General features: G+C 34.3%; 19 protein-coding genes. 4 read left to right on the top strand and 15 right to left on the bottom strand.

Annotation, left to right across the window (positions count from 1 at the left end; all coding sequences use genetic code 11):
• The first annotated feature begins 8 nt into the window (after positions 1 to 8).
• The 3 genes from ACTWQB_RS11920 (at position 9) to ACTWQB_RS11910 (ending at position 3,381) form a co-directional block, all read left to right on the top strand.
• Positions 9 to 488, top strand: a complete 480-nt coding sequence (locus tag ACTWQB_RS11920) for a hypothetical protein (protein ID WP_443139412.1) — start codon at positions 9 to 11, stop codon at positions 486 to 488.
• Positions 489 to 696: 208 nt separating this feature from the next.
• Positions 697 to 2,193, top strand: a complete 1,497-nt coding sequence (locus ACTWQB_RS11915; RefSeq protein ID WP_443139411.1) for a sodium:solute symporter family protein — start codon at positions 697 to 699, stop codon at positions 2,191 to 2,193.
• Between the two features lie 21 nt (positions 2,194 to 2,214).
• Positions 2,215 to 3,381 (top strand): iron-containing alcohol dehydrogenase, encoded by a 1,167-nt coding sequence (locus ACTWQB_RS11910; RefSeq protein WP_443139410.1) that lies wholly within the window; start codon positions 2,215 to 2,217, stop codon positions 3,379 to 3,381.
• A 63-nt stretch (positions 3,382 to 3,444) separates the two neighbouring features.
• Here ACTWQB_RS11910 and ACTWQB_RS11905 read toward each other — a convergent pair whose 3' ends face one another.
• From ACTWQB_RS11905 to ACTWQB_RS11865, 9 genes are all read right to left on the bottom strand, one after another.
• Positions 3,445 to 5,157, bottom strand: a complete 1,713-nt coding sequence (locus tag ACTWQB_RS11905) for a phospho-sugar mutase (RefSeq protein ID WP_443139409.1) — start codon at positions 5,155 to 5,157, stop codon at positions 3,445 to 3,447.
• A 114-nt stretch (positions 5,158 to 5,271) separates the two neighbouring features.
• Positions 5,272 to 5,685, bottom strand: a complete 414-nt coding sequence (locus tag ACTWQB_RS11900; protein WP_443139408.1) for a VanZ family protein — start codon at positions 5,683 to 5,685, stop codon at positions 5,272 to 5,274.
• Between the two features lie 13 nt (positions 5,686 to 5,698).
• Positions 5,699 to 6,100 carry a tyrosine-type recombinase/integrase gene (locus ACTWQB_RS11895; RefSeq protein WP_443139407.1) on the bottom strand — a complete coding sequence of 134 codons (402 nt, stop codon included), beginning with the start codon at positions 6,098 to 6,100 and terminating at the stop codon, positions 5,699 to 5,701.
• 357 nt (positions 6,101 to 6,457) lie between these two features.
• Positions 6,458 to 7,168, bottom strand: a complete 711-nt coding sequence (locus ACTWQB_RS11890) for a restriction endonuclease (RefSeq protein WP_443139406.1) — start codon at positions 7,166 to 7,168, stop codon at positions 6,458 to 6,460.
• Positions 7,129 to 7,326 (bottom strand): hypothetical protein, encoded by a 198-nt coding sequence (locus ACTWQB_RS11885; protein ID WP_443139405.1) that lies wholly within the window; start codon positions 7,324 to 7,326, stop codon positions 7,129 to 7,131. Before ACTWQB_RS11885 ends, ACTWQB_RS11890 begins: the two co-directional genes overlap by 40 nt.
• 239 nt (positions 7,327 to 7,565) lie before the next feature.
• Positions 7,566 to 8,477: a hypothetical protein gene (locus ACTWQB_RS11880; RefSeq protein ID WP_443139404.1), complete on the bottom strand. Its 912-nt coding sequence runs from the start codon at positions 8,475 to 8,477 to the stop codon at positions 7,566 to 7,568.
• Positions 8,478 to 8,538: 61 nt separating this feature from the next.
• Positions 8,539 to 9,126: a hypothetical protein gene (locus ACTWQB_RS11875; protein WP_443139403.1), complete on the bottom strand. Its 588-nt coding sequence runs from the start codon at positions 9,124 to 9,126 to the stop codon at positions 8,539 to 8,541.
• Entirely contained in the window at positions 9,119 to 9,589 is a 471-nt protein-coding gene (locus ACTWQB_RS11870) for a hypothetical protein (RefSeq protein WP_443139402.1), read from the bottom strand. Before ACTWQB_RS11870 ends, ACTWQB_RS11875 begins: the two co-directional genes overlap by 8 nt.
• 96 nt (positions 9,590 to 9,685) lie before the next feature.
• A complete protein-coding gene (locus tag ACTWQB_RS11865) occupies positions 9,686 to 10,666 on the bottom strand; it encodes a hypothetical protein (RefSeq protein ID WP_443139401.1) in 981 nt (326 codons plus the stop codon).
• Between the two features lie 390 nt (positions 10,667 to 11,056).
• On the opposite strand from ACTWQB_RS11865, the gene ACTWQB_RS11860 reads away from it, so the two are divergent.
• Entirely contained in the window at positions 11,057 to 11,449 is a 393-nt protein-coding gene (locus ACTWQB_RS11860) for a hypothetical protein (RefSeq protein WP_443139400.1), read from the top strand.
• 154 nt (positions 11,450 to 11,603) lie between these two features.
• Here the strand turns inward: ACTWQB_RS11860 and ACTWQB_RS11855 are convergent, their stop codons facing one another.
• The 6 genes from ACTWQB_RS11855 to ACTWQB_RS11830 form a co-directional block, all read right to left on the bottom strand.
• Complete coding sequence (locus tag ACTWQB_RS11855; protein WP_443139399.1) at positions 11,604 to 12,770, bottom strand: nucleotide sugar dehydrogenase; 1,167 nt, start codon at positions 12,768 to 12,770, stop codon at positions 11,604 to 11,606.
• A gap of 59 nt (positions 12,771 to 12,829) precedes the next feature.
• The gene (gene rfbB / locus ACTWQB_RS11850) at positions 12,830 to 13,855 is read right to left on the bottom strand and encodes a dTDP-glucose 4,6-dehydratase (protein WP_443139398.1); all 1,026 of its coding nucleotides are present in this window, start codon (positions 13,853 to 13,855) and stop codon (positions 12,830 to 12,832) included.
• A complete protein-coding gene (rfbD, locus tag ACTWQB_RS11845; RefSeq protein ID WP_443139465.1) occupies positions 13,856 to 14,710 on the bottom strand; it encodes a dTDP-4-dehydrorhamnose reductase in 855 nt (284 codons plus the stop codon).
• A gap of 3 nt (positions 14,711 to 14,713) precedes the next feature.
• Positions 14,714 to 15,271, bottom strand: coding sequence for a dTDP-4-dehydrorhamnose 3,5-epimerase (gene rfbC / locus ACTWQB_RS11840; protein ID WP_443139464.1), 558 nt, complete (start codon positions 15,269 to 15,271; stop codon positions 14,714 to 14,716).
• Positions 15,272 to 15,295: 24 nt separating this feature from the next.
• Entirely contained in the window at positions 15,296 to 16,174 is an 879-nt protein-coding gene (rfbA, locus tag ACTWQB_RS11835; protein ID WP_443139397.1) for a glucose-1-phosphate thymidylyltransferase RfbA, read from the bottom strand.
• A gap of 167 nt (positions 16,175 to 16,341) precedes the next feature.
• Positions 16,342 to 17,760, bottom strand: coding sequence for a hypothetical protein (locus ACTWQB_RS11830; protein WP_443139396.1), 1,419 nt, complete (start codon positions 17,758 to 17,760; stop codon positions 16,342 to 16,344).
• Positions 17,761 to 18,272: the final 512 nt, after the last annotated feature.

Genomic DNA, 18,272 nt, shown 5'->3' with positions numbered 1-18,272 from the left:
TGGTAAAAATGTATACAATCACAACTTCTCAACAATTGGAACTACCAAAAACATATCAACTACTCTACTATCCCTATTCCATCACGGAATGGGATATAGAGTATAAGCCTCTTCCCTTTTCGAAAAAACGAAAAGAAAAGGTTCGTATAGTTACTAATCTCTTAAGACAAGAGACCGCGTTTTTCGATTTACCTTCACAAGATTTGAAACCGCTTACTAAAGAAAAAAATTCTATTATACCTAATAGTAATTACTCTGAACATGAGCGTACTGACGTTGCAAAAGCCTTTATTAGGAACTATTACATTCACAAAAAGAAAGTCTGGTCAAATCCAAAAATTGATATGAAAAGTACTTATGAATTTTACGTACCTTATGCAATATATGAAGACCCTAACAGTCAAAAACTAATATTACACGAGCTATACACAAATACAAGAAATCTTTTAAAAAAGCACAAAGAGTTAGAAAAATTTTTTATAAATTAATGTCTGAATAATGGTAATATTTGAAATCAATGTAGAAAACAAAATCTACAATTGATATAAAAATTAATTAATTGGAGGTGAGCGTAGTGACCTTTTTATACATTATGATTGCTGTCATCCTGTCAACTTGGATCGGTATGGCTTTAGTTCTTTTTAAAACAAATCTATTAGATAAGTAATTTACTTTAAATTAAGAGGAGTGAAAACATTGGATAATAATGTTGTAATTTACTCATGGATATTCATGGCACTGTTTATCGGTTTAATGATTGCCATGGGTTTTGTAGGAATGAAACGAACAAATAATGCGGAGGATTTCGCGACTGCGAGATCAAGTTATGGACCAATTGTCATTGCATTAGTTATAAGTGCTGGGATTTCAAGTGGTTCTACATTTATGGGTATGCCTGGGCTAGCTTATGATTTAGGTGCGCCAAGCCTATGGTACCCATTACTATACCCTGTTGCAACAGTCATTGGTATGTTATTTGTCGCAAAAACAATTAAACGATACGGTGACCAATTTGGTACTCGTACAATACCAGAGTTTATTGGTGATCGTTTCAAAAGTGATTTCTTAAGAATTATCTTAACCATCATTTCGATTCTATTAATCTTCTATGTAGTTTCTCAATTAGTCGCTGCAGCTACCATGTTCCAAATGATGATGGGAGTAGATTATACAGTCGGAATCATCTTAACCGGGATTGTTTTAGCGATTTATGTCTTTATGGGTGGCTCACACTCAGATATTCTAACGGACTCAATCCAAGGTTTCTTAATGGTTATTACATCAATTGTGGTTGTCATTTGTTTCTTATTTGCCGTTGGAGTTCCAGGAAACTTTGGAGATATGATAAATACAATTAATGAACGAAATCCATCGGGTGGATTTGATAACTTATTCATTCCTGGCGATGCAACATACGGAAGTATTTGGCTAGTGGCATTATTATTTGTTGCCCACTTACCTTTTGCTATTTTACCACATTTAGGTAATAAGTTTTTAGCTGTAAAATCAAATAATGATATGAAGCGTCTTATTATGTACTGTACAATATTTGCTACCATCCTACCACTCATGGGTCTAGGTGGTATGTTAGGAATTGCTGTTATAGACCCTTCAGCTGACATTAGAGCAGACGCTGTTATTCCTGTATTATTCACTGAAATTTTCCCACCAGTGATTGCAGCTTTCTTAGCAGTGACAGTATTATCAGCAATTATGTCAACATCCGATGGGTTAATTGTTTCGTTAACACAGTTATTAGCTAACGATTTATTCAGAAAAACAATTGTTCCAAAAATCAGTATGCAAAAAGAAAAAGCAGAACGTATTGAGTTACTACTTAGTCGTTATTCAACTTTCGTAGTAATTTTTGCTGCAGCATTAATTGCTTGGAACCCACCACAATATTTATCTATTTTCATGTGGATTGGTATTGGTGGAATCGTATCCGCAACGGCTGGACCTCTAGTTGTTGGTGCACTATGGAAACGGGCAACACGTTCAGCAGCAATTGTTTCACTATTAGCTGGAACGGTTTCTTATTGGGTCATTTACTTACCAATTGGTTTCAACGTCAGCAATCCATTTGCCGCTGCTGGTTCAGGAGTACTAATCGGTATGGCCACTATGTATATATATACGATTCTAACCACAAAAAAGGAAGAAAACCGCGCGCAAATGCACACAGCATCTTAACATCTTATGGGAGGTTATAAAATGAGCAAATTTGTTACTCCACAGAACATTTTCCACGGAAAGGGTTCTATAAACGAACTAAAATCTATTACAGAAGTATTAGCTATTCAAAAAGTATATATCTTAACTGATCCAATTTTAAAAGAATTAGATGTCATTAACCCTATTATAAGTTTACTAGAAGAACAAAACGTTAGTTATACCATTTCCACAAACGTCGTGCCCGAGCCACCTATTAATGTAGGAAATGAGGTTTTAAGTGACGTTAAAGGTCATGATCCAGATTTAGTTATTGGTATTGGCGGTGGTAGTGCATTAGATTTGGCAAAAGCTTCAGCTGTACTAGCCGGTAATGAAGGAAGCATTGAAGATTATCTCAATCTATCTGGAACAAAAGAATTAAAGTCAAAAGGAATTCCTTCAGTTCTTATACCAACTACAGCAGGTACAGGTGCTGAAATTACTGATATTGCAGTCTTTTCATTAGAGGATACAAAAGACGTCATCACACATAAATATCTTTTAGCTGATTACGCTATTGTAGACCCAGTTTTAACCTATACATTACCACCAAAAGTAACAGCAGCTAGTGGTGTCGATGCTTTAACACACGCGATTGAAGCGTATACCTCAGTAAATGCATCCCCTATTACAGATGCACTTGCAAAAGATGCAATGAAGAGAATTTTAGGTAATTTACGTGAAGCAGTTTGGAACCCTAAAGCTTACGATGCTCGTGATGAGATGGCTTTAGGAAGCTTAATTGCTGGGATGTCATTTTATAATGCAGGAGTAGCTGGAGTACACGGAATGGCTTATCCACTTGGAGGATTATTTAAAATACCACATGGAGAGTCAAACGCTGTATTGTTACCTTATGTCTATAATTATATCTGGCCATCATGTTTAAATAAAATGGCAGATCTAGCAGATGTTTTTTCTATATCAACAAACAATAAAACAAATCGACAAATCGTACATGAGGTTATACAAGAACTTTATAATCTTGTATCAGATGTTGGACTACCAACTCGATTATCTGATTATGCAATCGAAGAGAAAGATCTAGAAAGACTAACTAAAAATGCTGTTAAACAAACACGTTTATTAGCTAGAAGTCCAATGCCATTAGGAGAAAAAGAAATTTATGAAATCTTTTCACATGCCTATTATGGTGAATGGAAATAAAATTAAGACGGGGAAGAAATCCCCGTCTTTATAATGTATTAAAATACGTTTAATTTGAATTGATTATACAAGAACTTCAACACGTTTCAATACTGAACTTTTCAGTTCAGCCAATCGCTCTCCCGCCTCTTCCCTCGTCTCACCCTTAACACCAAAGTAAAACTTAATCTTTGGCTCAGTACCAGATGGGCGTAAGCAGAACCAGCAATCATCACTTAAAATGAATTTCACAACATTAGAATTTGGTAAATCAATCTCTTCTGTTTCACCTGTATCAAGCCAAGTCCTCGTGCTAGTTTGGTAGTCTTCTACTGCTTTAACCGTTAACTCTCCTACTTGCTCGATAGGCTCTGACCTAAAGTCATTCATCATGGCATCAATTTGTTTCGAACCGTTAATGCCTTCAAGTTTAATCGAATGTAAGTCCTCTAAATAATATCCAAACCGCTCATACAGATCTTCTAATGCACTAAATAGCGTCTTACCTTGTGATTTATAGTAATCAGCCATTTTCGCCGCAACAAGTGTCGACTGCACGGCATCTTTATCTCTCGCAAAATCTTTGATTAGATAACCATAGCTCTCTTCATAGCCAAACACAAACTCACGCTCGCCGCTTTGATGAAATTCTTCAATTTTCTCTCCGATGAATTTAAAGCCGGTTAACACATCTAACGTCTCAACTCCATAAGCACTCGCGATGGCTCGTCCTAGTTCAGACGTAACAATGGTCTTGATCATAACAGCATTCCTGGGAATTTCCTCTTTATTAGACAAAATATAATCCAGCATCAACGCACCTAACTGGTTACCGGTTAATACCTGATACTCACCTTCAGCATTAATCGCAGCAACTCCTAATCGATCGGCATCTGGGTCCGTTCCGACTAAAATATCAGCCCCAACGTCAGCGCCTTTCTCTATGGCCATTTCAAACGCTTGGTGCTCTTCGGGGTTAGGAGATGCGACAGTTGAAAATTCCGGGTCTGGTTCAGCTTGTTCATCAACTACATGAACGTTTGCAAAACCAGCTTGCTTCAACCCTTCACGCACCAGTTGATTGGACGTCCCGTGTAATGGGGTAAAAACAATGTTTAAATCACTATCCCCTGCTTGTCCTACAAGCTGATCTAACTCTTGAAGATAAGCTTTGTCCACCTCTTGATCAATCCACTTCAATAATTCCGCATCCTCAAGTTCTCGTTCAGATAAAACACCAATCATGAGCTCATCTTCAACCGAATTAACGTGCTTAATTAATTCATCTGCTTCAACAGGTGGCAACTGTCCCCCTGTCTCATTATAGACCTTGTAACCATTATACTCAGGCGGATTATGACTTGCGGTAATCATAACCCCTGCTGCTGTACCCAAATGTCGAACCGCAAACGATAACTCAGGTGTAGGCCTTAATGACGTAAAAATATATGTAGGAATATCGTGCACACCTAACACGCGTGCAGTTTCAATCGCAAACTCTTTCGACATGTACCGCGAATCATAAGCAACCACCACACCGCGTTCTTTAAAGCCTGCAGACTGCTTCTCTAAATACAAAGCCAAACCCTTAGCCGCTTTACGAACAGTATAAATGTTCATTCTGTTTGTACCAGGTCCCCACACTCCACGCATTCCGCCTGTACCGAACTCTAATGGTTTATAGAAGGCTTCTTCTAAAAGTTGTTCATTTTCACTTAACTCTACTAAGCTATTCTTCAAAGCCTGGTCTAGTTCTTTATACTGATTCCATCTATTATATTGGTCTCTCCAATTCATCTAACCACTCCCCCAAACAAAAACATTACCTATATTTTACCTTACTTGCCTAACTGAATCCATGCTTCATCCACTAAATTTCCAGGTAAATCACACCAACCCAGTGCCTTCAATCTATAACACTACAAATAAAGCCACCAATAAAATCCCCAAACTAGCCCCAGCGACATCAATCAATACATCACTCACCTGTGCACCTCTTCCAGGTACAAAACGTTGATGGAATTCATCAGACATAGCATAAATCGAACACACTACAAAAGTAATACCTACTGCATTAAGATCACTCCATCCACTCACCAATAATGCAATCATAATTAAAACTCCAAGCACAAAATAAACGAAGAAGTGTGCGCCTTTCCTTATATAATGATGTAATTGACTCATCTTCGTCCCTTTATGTCTACCAAATACAGCATCTGTCACACTGGAACTTAATTTTTGTGAACTCTTTGCAGGCTGGTGTGATAAGTAAAATATAAGCATCATCCATAATACGACAAATATCCAAGATAAAATGGTTAACATCCGACAAACTCCTTTAGTCTAATTCAAATACTCCTTGATTAATGACTGAATCAAAAACTTTTCTCTTAGTATGGTCTAATAATTTTGCATATCTCAAAGTCATATCTGGATAAGCATGCCCTAGCAAGTCTTGTACCGTTACCAGACCAGCGCCACCATTTAACATTTTAACTGCATAAGTATGACGAAATTGATGTGGTTTCAAATTAAAAAGTTGACCAGACTCATCCAAAATTTGATTACGTCTAACAAACTCTTTTAATTTTAATCGCACAAAACTTTGACCAAATGGTCGTCCCACCCTCGGTCCTTGATTTCTTACAAAAAGGTAACTTGTTGAAGGCATGCTTTGGCTTTTATCTTTATCATAAATAATTAATTTAATTTGTTGAGCCAACTTGTTATCTATTGGCATTCGATGTCCAACTATATGACTCTTTTGCAAAAGGAGTGGAATAAAGATATAGTGATTCGGATAATTTCAGTGATAGTATGAACCATTCACTTCATGAAAAGGACAAATCAATTGAGGGGAATAGAAGCGGGGTGCTCATTTTCCAAAATCATTCGAATCGTTTGAAATGCAGCCTTAGCATTCAGCTTAAGAAATACATACTCAATCAACTAAAAGTCTCATTATAACTGTAATAATTAAATAACATAATAAGCCCCAGTTAGGACTTTTTTAATCAGTCCACTAAATGGGGTATAGTTTACATTTACAGCTCAACGGGTTATTAAATATTAGAATCCATTTATGATATTCAGAAATTTAACGTTTTCTTTTTACATATTCGACATCATTAGTATTAAATTCCTTTAGAATTGCTTCTACAATTTGCTCCCCATGACTAATGACCTCATTGCTATATGATTCAACATAGTAAGTTACTTTAAGTCCGTCAACAGCTACCAAAGTTTCACCTTGTTCCCCTTCATTAATTAGGACATACTTATCCTCAAGCTTTATATCCTGGCTATAAGGTCCACCATCTTCTTTATTCAAGGTATCTATGTGTTTAGGGAGCCACCAACGTATTTCTTCGCAAACAACCTGACCATTCTTATCTAAGAATTGCAAATCAGGGCCCGATGGTGCATTTAACCGTCCATACTCTTGAAATTTTTGGAGGTGAACCCGTTGCTCTTCATTCTCTGCCCTCAAAAACATTTGGACTGATAACGGCTTATCCTCACTACTTGCTAAAGTTTTTGCAATAATATTGATATGAATATCTTTGATTCGGCCTTCCCAATCTTCATCGTTTGGTCTCCTTAATACTTTAAGACTAATACCATAAAATTTAGCAAACTCTGCGGCTCCGCTTTGGTAACCAGTTTTTGTTACAATAATCCCCTGAGCATTCCCAATGTCGTGAAGCACTCCAAAAAAATTCCTGACCTTTTCTAGGGTTAAGTTGGTGGTATAGTTTTTACATTCAATTAACACAGTGTGTTCAATTCCGGCTTGCTTAAAGCCCATAAAACATCAATCTGATGTTTAACACCTGATCGACCCATCACTTCAACATTATGCTCAACCTGGTTATTATTACTCGCTTCATTCTGTAAAATAGCTTGGTATATCGTCTGTGTGAGTTGTTCGTACTGTAAGGCTTCGCTATATAAGTTCTGATTCATTAATAACCCCATGATTCGATAAAGATAAAAAACTATATATAGAATTATTACCAACCTCAAAATACTAGATATTGTATCTAATTCATCTTTTTTATCTTTATATAATGATATTTTTGCAAGAATAGATACTATGCGTAATAGATGTACATATGTAATGAAGGCAAACAAAAAAGCCCATCACCATTAATGGCAATGAGCTATCTTAGACGAGTTTCTTCTATAGGATATAATCCTAAATACTAACTAGTTAATTCATCTATTTTGTATTGTATTTTTTCACCTATTCCCTTGAAAAACTCTTTTCTAATACTATCTGACCATACCTCATTTTCCCGATCTAAATAATAGTTAGTTATAATTTTCGGCAGAATTTCTAACGACGTTTTAAGAATTACTTTCGCTTCTCTTTCTTCTTCAGGATCCATCATAAAATCGCCGACATAGCTTTCTAAATCTATATCAATTGTTCCATTTATATCCATTGAAAATTCAATTGTATCATTCTCATATTCAACAATTGGTTTAATGTAAGTAACTTTTTCATTTTCAAATAAAAAAGCCAACGTACTTAACAAATTCATAATTCTATTTCCTGACCCTATAACAGTTGCTAGTTTATCAGTAGTAGCACCTTTAAACCCAATAATTTGTTTTAAATAAATTACTGTGTCTTCATCAATAGATTCATCACCTTCGTTTAGAACCTGAGAGATCATCCAAATAAATAGGTCCTCACTTATTTTAAATGGATTTTCTGTTACTTCTAGCTTACCACTGTAATCATTTAGTTTTCTTAATATAGTTTTTGTAAAAGCATTGCCGGAACGATTAATAATGTATTGCGTTTTAACACCATCTGTATAAATTATAACAAATCCAGATAAAGGATAGATCCTAGAAGAACGCAGCTCGTTTTCCTCTTCACCAGGGCGTACTCTTTCATATTCATACTTTAGATAGTTGTAATGCAAAGTACTGCCGTTAATAATCATTTCTTTATTTTCAGCAAATGATTTGCTAACTGAAAAATTCAGATTTTCATTGGTAAGTGGATCTTTTTCAGGTGTGTGCCATTCCTGATAATTTAACATGTTTTCAATTATTTGATTCATATCATTGTCTGAGTTATCTGTCCACCTTGAAAGAGCCATTTATTACACTCACTTTCTTTTTACTTTAATTCCTGAATTGTGAATACTAAGGTTAAAAAACTTATACACCCAAGGATATAATTTGGGCTTCTATTAAGTCCGTATCCTCTTCCTCTGCGTTTCCCATTAAATCAAAGTTTATTACCTTGTCCAAATCAATATTATCTTTATTAGCAATTAGTTTATTTAAATGTATTAAGCATTTATTTTCACTTTCCACTACTTCTATGTATGGCTTTGGTTTCGTTTGGAAATCAAGCCAATCAGGGAAGTATATTATTACAGGAGAAGCTAAATCCTTAAACTTTCCTTTAATGGCTAGCTTTAATGAGATTACAACAGTTTTGTCACCCTGTATGGTTATCTTATTAATATCTTCAATTTTATTTACAATGTTAATATCAATATACAGTTTTTTAGCTACATAAAAATAATGGATGACTGAAAAAATGATGCCTATAATGCTACTAAAAATACCAAAGTCAAGCGTCCATTTAATACGAGGATTATCGCCAAGGTTAAAATATTGTGCAATAGAAATATCAAAGTTTATTAATATTAGGCTAATGACCAATATTGACATAGCCCTTAGATTACTTCTTATTTCTTTTTTTACTTCCTTTTTCACTTCAGCTTTTGATTTAGCCATTAAAATATTCTTCCAATACGGCCTTAATATTGTTAACAAACAATTTATTTAAATCGCTACCAGCAACAATCCCATTTGAGAATATTTGGTACTTTTTATTATGCAAATATATTTCTATGCTAGTTATGTCAATTGAATTGCTATCCTCTGCCCACTCAAGTTCATCTTTTAGTTTTGAAAAAACCAATTTATCATATCTTAATTTTTTTATAATTAATTGCACATTGTCTTTTACGTCTTGATCAGTATTTTCCGTCATATTTACTTTAAGGACTATTCCATCCTGTTCAATAGTGTTATATAAAATACTAGTCATGATTTCGGAATTAATTATGACTTGTTTTAACCCCTCGTTTTTGGCAGCCTTTATGAGTTCATAATACTTTTCTTTATCGGGATTATATGGACGTAAAACAATATCGTTTGTTTTTATATCTCTAAAGACTTTGCCATACAAATCCATTCTGAATCCCTCCCTTAAATGTATTATTATCCTCAAAATACTCCCATTTACTATATTATACGCTAACAGTATAATTTTTTCCTTTATAAACTGTTTTTATATATCTTTTTCCTGTTCCTTCTCCATATACTCTTCCCGTATTTGTGAAAGTGTCTTTCCAGTCTCTTTATGAACAGCAAACACATAAGTCTGAATACTAGACCAGCCAAATAGTTCCTTTAACCATTTCTGCATGGAAATTTCTTCGCCATTCACTTCAACGTTCCCATTAGCCAAAAGCGTGCCTTCATCTTCCCGACCTTTTGCAACGATCGTGTCACCGGCCTTAACAACGCCCCATTCGAGCATTTCATTAATTTTAGGCAGTGCTCGCCGTGTGAAGCCTTTTTTCTGCGAACTGCTTTTTATTGGGCTGTCTAAGAAATTTACATAGTAATCCTTATATGTACTTAATGGTAAAACCTTTTCAATGTTTATATACACTTGATCGTTAATTTTGTACGGTGTCATTTTAAAACAACTGATATCAACATTGTTACTATTGAGCCAAGCAACAGCCGATAATGTTTGTTCATCAAAGTCAGAAGCAACTAGTATGATTTTTTGACTCTTATTAAAGTTGCTCTCTGCACCATTTTCCCGCAAAAACTCAGTCAGTTTTATAGTCCCAAGCTCGGCACTAGTTAAGGAGCTCTCTTCAAATTCATTACGATATTTTTCGATGTATGGAGCGTATATTTTATTAACCAAATCCTCTGGGTCCTCAATAGTTGCATAGCTGGCTGCATATCGTATGGCTTGAAATTCAAAGGCCTCTCTTCGCCCTTCGATATCCTTACGATCTCTTTTAATCTCAACTAAAACAATATTCCCCTTATTATCAACAGCCGTAAGATCGCTTATTCCATGTTGGGCGTTTCTAACTTGCTTACCGACAATGAGCATCGATTCTTCTTCATCACATATCATATCGATATTTTTTCTAAGCAATTCTTCGATATCACTTTCTTTGTAATTCAGTTCTGCAAAAGTAGTTGCACCAATTTTTATCGCCTTATCATTGGATACATTGTACATATTGATTGCCTCCCAAAAAAGACAAGTTTATTTGATAATTTTACCATATCATATTTTGCGTAAATATAACTAACCTCAGACAAAATAAAAAAACCACCAAGTAGCCGATTAAGCTAACTCAGTGGTTTAAGTTGGAACTATATTTACTTTTTCTTCTTACGAGGCTTACCTTTCTTCCTCAATCGCCATGCCATCTTTTCATTTCCAGTAGCGGTCAGCTGCATGCCAAACACTATTTTATAAGCAAGGCTTTTTGAAGGATTGGAAAGATATAATGGTTACAAAATATGATGAACCAAATTCTATTTATGGGACAGTAGCTGAAAAGAGATCACCAAAGTATCGGCCAAACTAACACATTTTACATTCAAGGGAAGGAGAGCATCGAAGATGAGATATGAAAAGGGATACGATGTTGATCATAATATGAGGGTAGTGAAATGCCCTAAATGTGAAAATGAAGTTTTTTCAACTAATGCTAGCCATTGTAAACTATGTTCTACGAAACTTTATAATACGTGTGAGGGTACACCAGAATATGACGGCTACGGCAATGTGGTAGATCACCAATTCCACAATAATCCCGGTAATGCACGATTTTGTGAAACTTGTGGGGAACCTACTTATTTCTTCAAGCAGGGGTTTCTAAAAGATTGGGAAGAAGAAAAAGCTGAGCTTGAACAAAAAAATGAAATGAACATCTTGGAGTACCATAACCTAGACGGTGTGGAAGAAACATCAGAATCAGAAGACGATGTTTTTGATGGGGATTTACCTTTTTAGAATATTGGGATCGAAAATAACAGTGGTAAAATGAACTTACGTTTAATACGTGATTCAATAAGCTGCTTTAATATATTAACGAATTAAAGTATAAGACCAAAACAAATAAGCCCGCCAAACTGCCAAATAAGACAGCTCAGCGGGTAAAAATTTATTAATCTCTACTAAACAAATCTCTAGTATACACCTTATCTTCTACTTCACGTAGGTCATCAGACAAACGATTAGTGACAATTACATCTGATACTTTCTTAAACTCTTCAAAGTCATTTATTACTCTTGAATTATAGAATGTCTCTTCATGAAGGGCAGGCTCATATACAACAACTTCAATACCTTTAGCTTTAATTCGCTTCATGACACCTTGAATAGCTGATTGTCTAAAGTTGTCTGAGTCCATTTTCATTGTAAGCCTATAGATGCCAACTATTATTGGATTCTTCTTAATAATCATTTCGGCAACATGATCTTTTCTTGTTCTGTTTGCATCTACGATAGCTGTCATTATATTATTTGGAACATCTTCATAATTCGCTAATAGTTGTTTTGTATCTTTAGGCAGACAGTATCCACCATAGCCAAAGGAAGGATTATTATAATGATTACCAATTCGCGGATCCAGACCTACACCATCAATAATTTGCTTACTGTCTAATCCCCTAACCTCTGCATAAGAATCGAGCTCATTAAAAAATGCGACTCTCATCGCAAGGTAAGTGTTGGCAAATAGTTTAATAGCCTCTGCTTCTGTTGAATTAGTAAACAACACAGGAATATCTTCCTTAATAGCTCCTTGAACTAACAAGTCAGCAAATACTCGAGCTCTATCTGATTGTTCACCTACGATAATGCGTGAGGGGTATAAGTTATCATATAAAGCTTTCCCTTCACGTAAAAATTCAGGTGAGAAAATAATATTTTCGGTTTCAAATTTTTCTTTTATTTTTTCTGTATAACCAACTGGAACGGTTGATTTGATTACCATTACAGCATCCGGATTAATAGATAGTACATTAGCAATAACCGCTTCAACAGTTCTAGTATTAAAGTAGTTTTTCTCTGGATCATAATTTGTTGGCGTAGAAATGATTACATAATCTGCATCCTTATAGGCTTTATAATTATCTGTAGTAGCAGTTAGATTTAGTTCTTTAGTTGCTAAATATTCTTCAATCTCATTATCAATAATTGGAGACCTTTTATTGTTAATCATATCTACTTTTTCTTGAATAATATCTAATGCAATTACTTCGTTGTTTTGAGCCAATAATATAGCATTTGATAAGCCTACATAACCTGTTCCAGCGATTGTAATTTTCATATGAACATTACCTCTTCCAAATTTCAATAACTTCCGATTCAATTATTGATGTTATTACTCTATTTATTTATATTGTATTGCTTCTTAAAATAATTCTGATAATCGCCACTAATAATTTGCTCCCACCACTCTTTGTTATCTAGGTACCATTGAATAGTTTGAGCAATTCCTGTTTCAAAATTGTAAGTAGGTTTCCATCCTAAATTTTCTAACTTAGTAGGATCGATTGCATAACGCTTATCATGGCCTAAGCGATCCTTAACAAAATCTATTAACTCCTCAGATTTACCTAACGTTTTAATAATCGTCTTAACAACCTCTAAATTTGTTTGTTCATTATGACCACCAACATTGTATACTTCACCATTTATACCTTTATGCATAACTAAATCAATCGCAGCACAATGGTCAATTACATGTAACCAATCACGAATGTTTTTTCCATCACCATAAACTGGAACCTTCTTGTCATTCAATACACGAGAAATCGTTAATGGAATTAGTTTCTCAGGGAAGTGATATGGTCCATAATTATTAGAACAGCGAGTGATGTTTACAGGCAATCCATATGTTTCGTGATATGCTCTAACTAATAAATCAGATGATGCCTTGCTTGCACTATAAGGACTATTTGGTTGCAAAGGTGTTTCTTCTGTAAAAAATGTTGTTGGGTCAAAATCTAATTCACCATAAACTTCATCTGTCGATACATGTACAAATTTAGTTACTCCAACTGCTCTTGACGCATCTAATAAAACTTGTGTTCCAGTAATATTCGTTTGAACGAAGATTCCTGGGTCAGTAATTGAACGATCAACATGGCTTTCTGCAGCAAAATGGACAACATAGTCAAACTCCTCTTTTTCAAACAGTGCCAATATTGTTTCACGGTCAGCTATGTCTGCTTTTATAAAAAAGTAAGTATCTTTCGTTTCTATATTCTTATGCTTTGTTAAGTCACCTGCATAAGTTAATAAATCTAAATTATATATATCATATTGAGGATACTTGTTAACCATATATTGAACAAAGTTACCACCAATAAAACCAGCTCCACCCGTTACGAGTACTTTCTTTTTTCTCATCTATTTCACCTCCTGTGTTAATTCCTTAAGATATCTTTTTACAGAATCTTTCCAATGTGGTAAAGAAGCAAAGCCATTTTCTACAAGCCTTTTCTTTGACATTCTCGAGTTCTTTGGTCGTACTGCACGTGTTGGGTATTCTTCTGTAGAAATGGAGTTTACTTTTACATCAGCATTTGCTTGTTTAAAAATTTCCTTTGCAAATTCAGCCCAACTACAAAAACCTTCGTTAGTAGCATGATATATTCCATATCTATCACTTTGAATAATATCTATCAAAAAACGGGCTAAATCGAATGTATAGGTAGGGGAACCAATTTGGTCACCAACCACACTTAACTCATTTCGAGTTTCTGCTAATCTTAGCATTGTCTTAACAAAATTGTTTCCATTTATACCGAAAACCCATGAAATACGTACAATAAAAAAATGGTCTAGCAATGACTGAACTATTTGCTCACCTTGATGCTTCGTTTTTCCATAGTAGCCAACTGGATTTGGGATAGAATTCTCTGCAAAAGAGATTTCATCTTTTCCATCAAAAACATAATCCGTACTAATATAGACAAACTTTGCATTTATTTCCTTAGCCGTTTTTGCTAAATACCTTGTTCCATTGACATTAACATCATAACAGCTCTCTTTATCATCTTCTGCCTTATCAACTGCAGTATAAGCTGCACAATGAATAATCGCATCCGGGTTTAATTGATGAATATATTCCGAAACCCTATTCTCATCTGTAATATTCAAATCACTCGATGTTGTACCAATCATTTCTAACCCGCGCTTGGTACCTTCCCTGACTACATCATAGCCAAGCTGACCTCCATATCCAGTTACGAGAATTTTCATCATTTATTCACCACTCACGAAGTTATTATCAGCATCTTTTAATAATGGAGCAACTTCATCCTTAGCAGACAATACAGGTATAACATTGGGCCACTTTATACCGATTTCTGGATCGTTCCATAAAATACTTCTTTCATTCTCTGGAGAATATACTTCATCTACTTTATACTGAACCTCTACATCGTTCGTTAATGTCATAAATGCATGTGAAAAGCCCTTTGGTACAAGTAATTGTTTTTTGTTTTCAGCACTTAATTCAATGCCAAACCATTCCCCATATGTAGGACTTCCTTCACGAATATCAACTGCCACATCAAAAATAATACCTTTTGTACATCTTACAAGTTTCGTTTGTGCTTTAGGATTCATTTGATAATGTAACCCTCGTAAAGTACCCTTTGTTGCTGAATAAGATTGGTTGTCTTGAATAAATTCTATATTAACTCCATAATCAGCAAGCACTGATTTATTATATGTTTCCATAAACCAACCACGATGATCACCATATACATTTGGCTCTACAATGACAACACCATCTAAATTAGTCTGTGTAATTTTCACTTTTAATTTCACTTCTTTCAATTCTTAATATTGTATTTCTCCGTTGGCTACTTTCATTAAATACTGTCCGTAACCAGTCTTACTAAGCTTTTCACCACAATCCCACAATTGATCTTTGGTAATCCAACCATTTATAAATGCAACTTCCTCAGGAGCCGCAATCTTAATTCCTTGATGTTCTTCAACAGTCTTAACAAAATTTGTAGCTTCAACCAGGCTTTGGTGTGTTCCAGTATCTAACCAAGTAAATCCTCTACCTAATAGCTCTACGTCTAAATCTCCAATATTTAAATACGCTTCATTTATTGAGGTGATTTCGAGTTCACCACGTTCTGAAGGTTGGACATTTTTAGCGATATCAACTATACGGTTATCATAAAAATATAACCCAGTAATCGCATAATTAGATTTTGGTACTTCTGGCTTTTCTTCGACACTAATCACCTTTCCAGCCTCATTAAACTCTACAACACCGAACCGTTGAGGATCTTTTACATGATAACCAAATACTGTAGCGCCACTTTCCTTAGCTGCAGCACGTTTAAGTATTTTTCTCATACCACTACCGTAGTAAATATTATCCCCTAGAATCATAGCAACTGAATCTTGACCAATGAATTCTTCCCCAATTAAAAAAGCCTGAGCTAATCCATCAGGGCTTGGCTGAACTTTATAATCTAAATTTACTCCAAATTGTGAACCATTACCTAATAAGGATTCGAAACGCGGAGTATCTTCTGGAGTTGAAATAATTAATATATCTTGTATTCCAGCAAGCATCAACGTTGATAACGGATAATAAATCATTGGTTTATCGTATATCGGTAATAATTGCTTACTTGTTACCATAGTTAATGGGTATAGACGAGTCCCACTGCCCCCCGCTAATATTATTCCCTTCATTACATTCCGCACTTCCTTTCTGTTACTACACATTGCCACCCAAATATGGCAAAGATTTCTCTTGGGTATTTAGTATTAATATTATTTGAATCCGGTATTACTACTTTAAATGCATTTCCAGCTACCTTATCAAATTACAAAAAAATTAACTTCCTAAGCAGTTACTTCTACCCTCTCATTAATTGATTTACATTTTTTAGTGTAAACTTAATATCCTTTTTCTTAAACAACAAATATGAACAATATGCAACTAAATAAATTACTATTCCAACCCATAAGGTTGCAAACCAACCCAATATAATAAATATTAGTACCATTGCCATTTCTAGTAATATATCTTTACTTACAGAGACATTAAGAATTTTTGATAAAAATAACTCCGCCAAAGCACACCGGAAGGCTAGAAGTACCACAATTGACACTATAACTAATGATAAATCTTTTAAGAATATAGTAAACATAATTGTAAGAAATATGCTTAATACCACCGATACTAGATTAATAGCAAGCATCAACTTCTCTTTTCTTAGAGTTTTCAAATAGGTATTAATTAACAAAGCCATTTTCCCTTCATATACACATAATGGGAAAAGAAGCGCCATATATTGAAGGCTATCAGAATATTGCGGCAACCACCCAGATAAAATAACCTTCAGTGGATAGTATGCCAAAAGTAAACCAAGCAAAGGAACCATTAGAAAGGTTCTCATAGTTGTATATACATTTGGAAGTTTTTCCTCGTTTGTACGTCTAAGTATCGGGAACATAATGATACCAACAGCATTGATAAAAACCATCATGAAATTGGAGATACTTAAGGTTAGTGATACTTTACCAAATGTTGAAACATCCCAGGTTCGTTCAATGCCAAATCGAACAATTCCAATAATGAACATACTTGCAATGTTAGCAAACATCAGCTTTATTCCTACATTAATATTATCGAATGTTTCTCTAAAATTGAAATAGAATGCAGAAACTTTTTTAAATACTATATCCCTACAGCAATATATTGAGTAAATTAGGGCAATAAGTTTTCCCATTATATCGGCAATAATCAATATCTGGAATTCCCTAATTCCCACTAATAAAAATATTAGAATGAGACAACAATAAAGTACCTTTTCCATCATTGTTATTTGTGCATATTCTTTAATCCTATTCGTACACTGCAAAATATAAATCAACATGAGCCTTACATTAACTATCAACATACATAGTGCGGTCATTTTAAGTATAAATAGCTTATTAACATCCGTACTAAATACAATTGAAATGACAATAATAATCAAACCTATTAATACTTGAAAAATTGCTAACATCCAAAACTGTGAAAAAAGCAGATTTTTATTTAACTCCTTATATTCCTTACCGCCAAATCTAAGATATATTCCATCATTCCAGCCAAAATGTAAGAAACCTACATAAGATGAATAAAATAGATACAACTGCCAATACCCATACTCTTCTACACCTATCAACTTCGGTACAATTAAGATAACTAATGTTGAAATAAGTATTGATATTAAGTTTGATGACAAGGTATATGAGAAGTTTTTCACAAAAGTAATTGCCTTATTATTCAAAACTCATCCCTCATAATAAAATTTTACACAATAAATATTAACCATCATTCTTTCGTCGCGCCCTGAATTTTTAAAAAATAAAGTTTAGCTAAAAGATAAAGTATACAAAGATAAACTTTCTTATCATCACAAAATAGGAATAGCTTTGTTAATAGCTTAGTAAACCTGCAATAAGATTGTATTTTCCTGCCACTAATATTTATTCTTCTTAGTTTTTGCCCTTGAAATAACAAGTTGTTTTTTTCTAATCCTTTTATTAAAAAGATACCAAACCAGAACCATTGCAAATATATTATAAATACCAGCAATAGAAGTAACATTAATAAAAAATCTTTCTTCTAGAGCCATCTGAACAATTGGATAGAAAATCATCGCATAAATGATTGTAAGTGTAAAATAGTTCTCGAGGTTAAATTACCAAAAATTAACTAGTAAAAAAAGAGAAGGCACTCTATCATATATGTATGCTTCGACGGCAAATACATATAGAAAGAGGCCTTCTCATGAAACAA

The sequence above is a fragment of the Piscibacillus sp. B03 genome, assembly GCF_052246295.1.
Lineage (GTDB): Bacteria > Bacillota > Bacilli > Bacillales > Alkalibacillaceae > Piscibacillus.
Note: the sequence above shows the minus strand (reverse complement) of the source record. Positions and strands in the feature narration are given on the sequence as shown.

Excerpts from the sequence above, each read along its gene's own strand:
- ACTWQB_RS11920 (WP_443139412.1), top strand. The coding sequence starts at position 9 with ATGTATACAATCACAACTTCTCAACAATTGGAACTACCAAAAACATAT.
- ACTWQB_RS11910 (WP_443139410.1), top strand. The coding sequence starts at position 2,215 with ATGAGCAAATTTGTTACTCCACAGAACATTTTCCACGGAAAGGGTTCT.
- ACTWQB_RS11905 (WP_443139409.1), bottom strand. The coding sequence starts at position 5,157 with ATGAATTGGAGAGACCAATATAATAGATGGAATCAGTATAAAGAACTA.
- ACTWQB_RS11900 (WP_443139408.1), bottom strand. The coding sequence starts at position 5,685 with ATGTTAACCATTTTATCTTGGATATTTGTCGTATTATGGATGATGCTT.
- ACTWQB_RS11895 (WP_443139407.1), bottom strand. The coding sequence starts at position 6,100 with ATGCCAATAGATAACAAGTTGGCTCAACAAATTAAATTAATTATTTAT.
- ACTWQB_RS11890 (WP_443139406.1), bottom strand. The coding sequence starts at position 7,168 with ATGGGCTTTAAGCAAGCCGGAATTGAACACACTGTGTTAATTGAATGT.
- ACTWQB_RS11885 (WP_443139405.1), bottom strand. The coding sequence starts at position 7,326 with ATGAATCAGAACTTATATAGCGAAGCCTTACAGTACGAACAACTCACA.
- ACTWQB_RS11880 (WP_443139404.1), bottom strand. The coding sequence starts at position 8,477 with ATGGCTCTTTCAAGGTGGACAGATAACTCAGACAATGATATGAATCAA.
- ACTWQB_RS11875 (WP_443139403.1), bottom strand. The coding sequence starts at position 9,126 with ATGGCTAAATCAAAAGCTGAAGTGAAAAAGGAAGTAAAAAAAGAAATA.
- ACTWQB_RS11870 (WP_443139402.1), bottom strand. The coding sequence starts at position 9,589 with ATGGATTTGTATGGCAAAGTCTTTAGAGATATAAAAACAAACGATATT.
- ACTWQB_RS11865 (WP_443139401.1), bottom strand. The coding sequence starts at position 10,666 with ATGTACAATGTATCCAATGATAAGGCGATAAAAATTGGTGCAACTACT.
- ACTWQB_RS11860 (WP_443139400.1), top strand. The coding sequence starts at position 11,057 with ATGAGATATGAAAAGGGATACGATGTTGATCATAATATGAGGGTAGTG.
- ACTWQB_RS11855 (WP_443139399.1), bottom strand. The coding sequence starts at position 12,770 with ATGAAAATTACAATCGCTGGAACAGGTTATGTAGGCTTATCAAATGCT.
- rfbB (WP_443139398.1), bottom strand. The coding sequence starts at position 13,855 with ATGAGAAAAAAGAAAGTACTCGTAACGGGTGGAGCTGGTTTTATTGGT.
- rfbD (WP_443139465.1), bottom strand. The coding sequence starts at position 14,710 with ATGAAAATTCTCGTAACTGGATATGGAGGTCAGCTTGGCTATGATGTA.
- rfbA (WP_443139397.1), bottom strand. The coding sequence starts at position 16,174 with ATGAAGGGAATAATATTAGCGGGGGGCAGTGGGACTCGTCTATACCCA.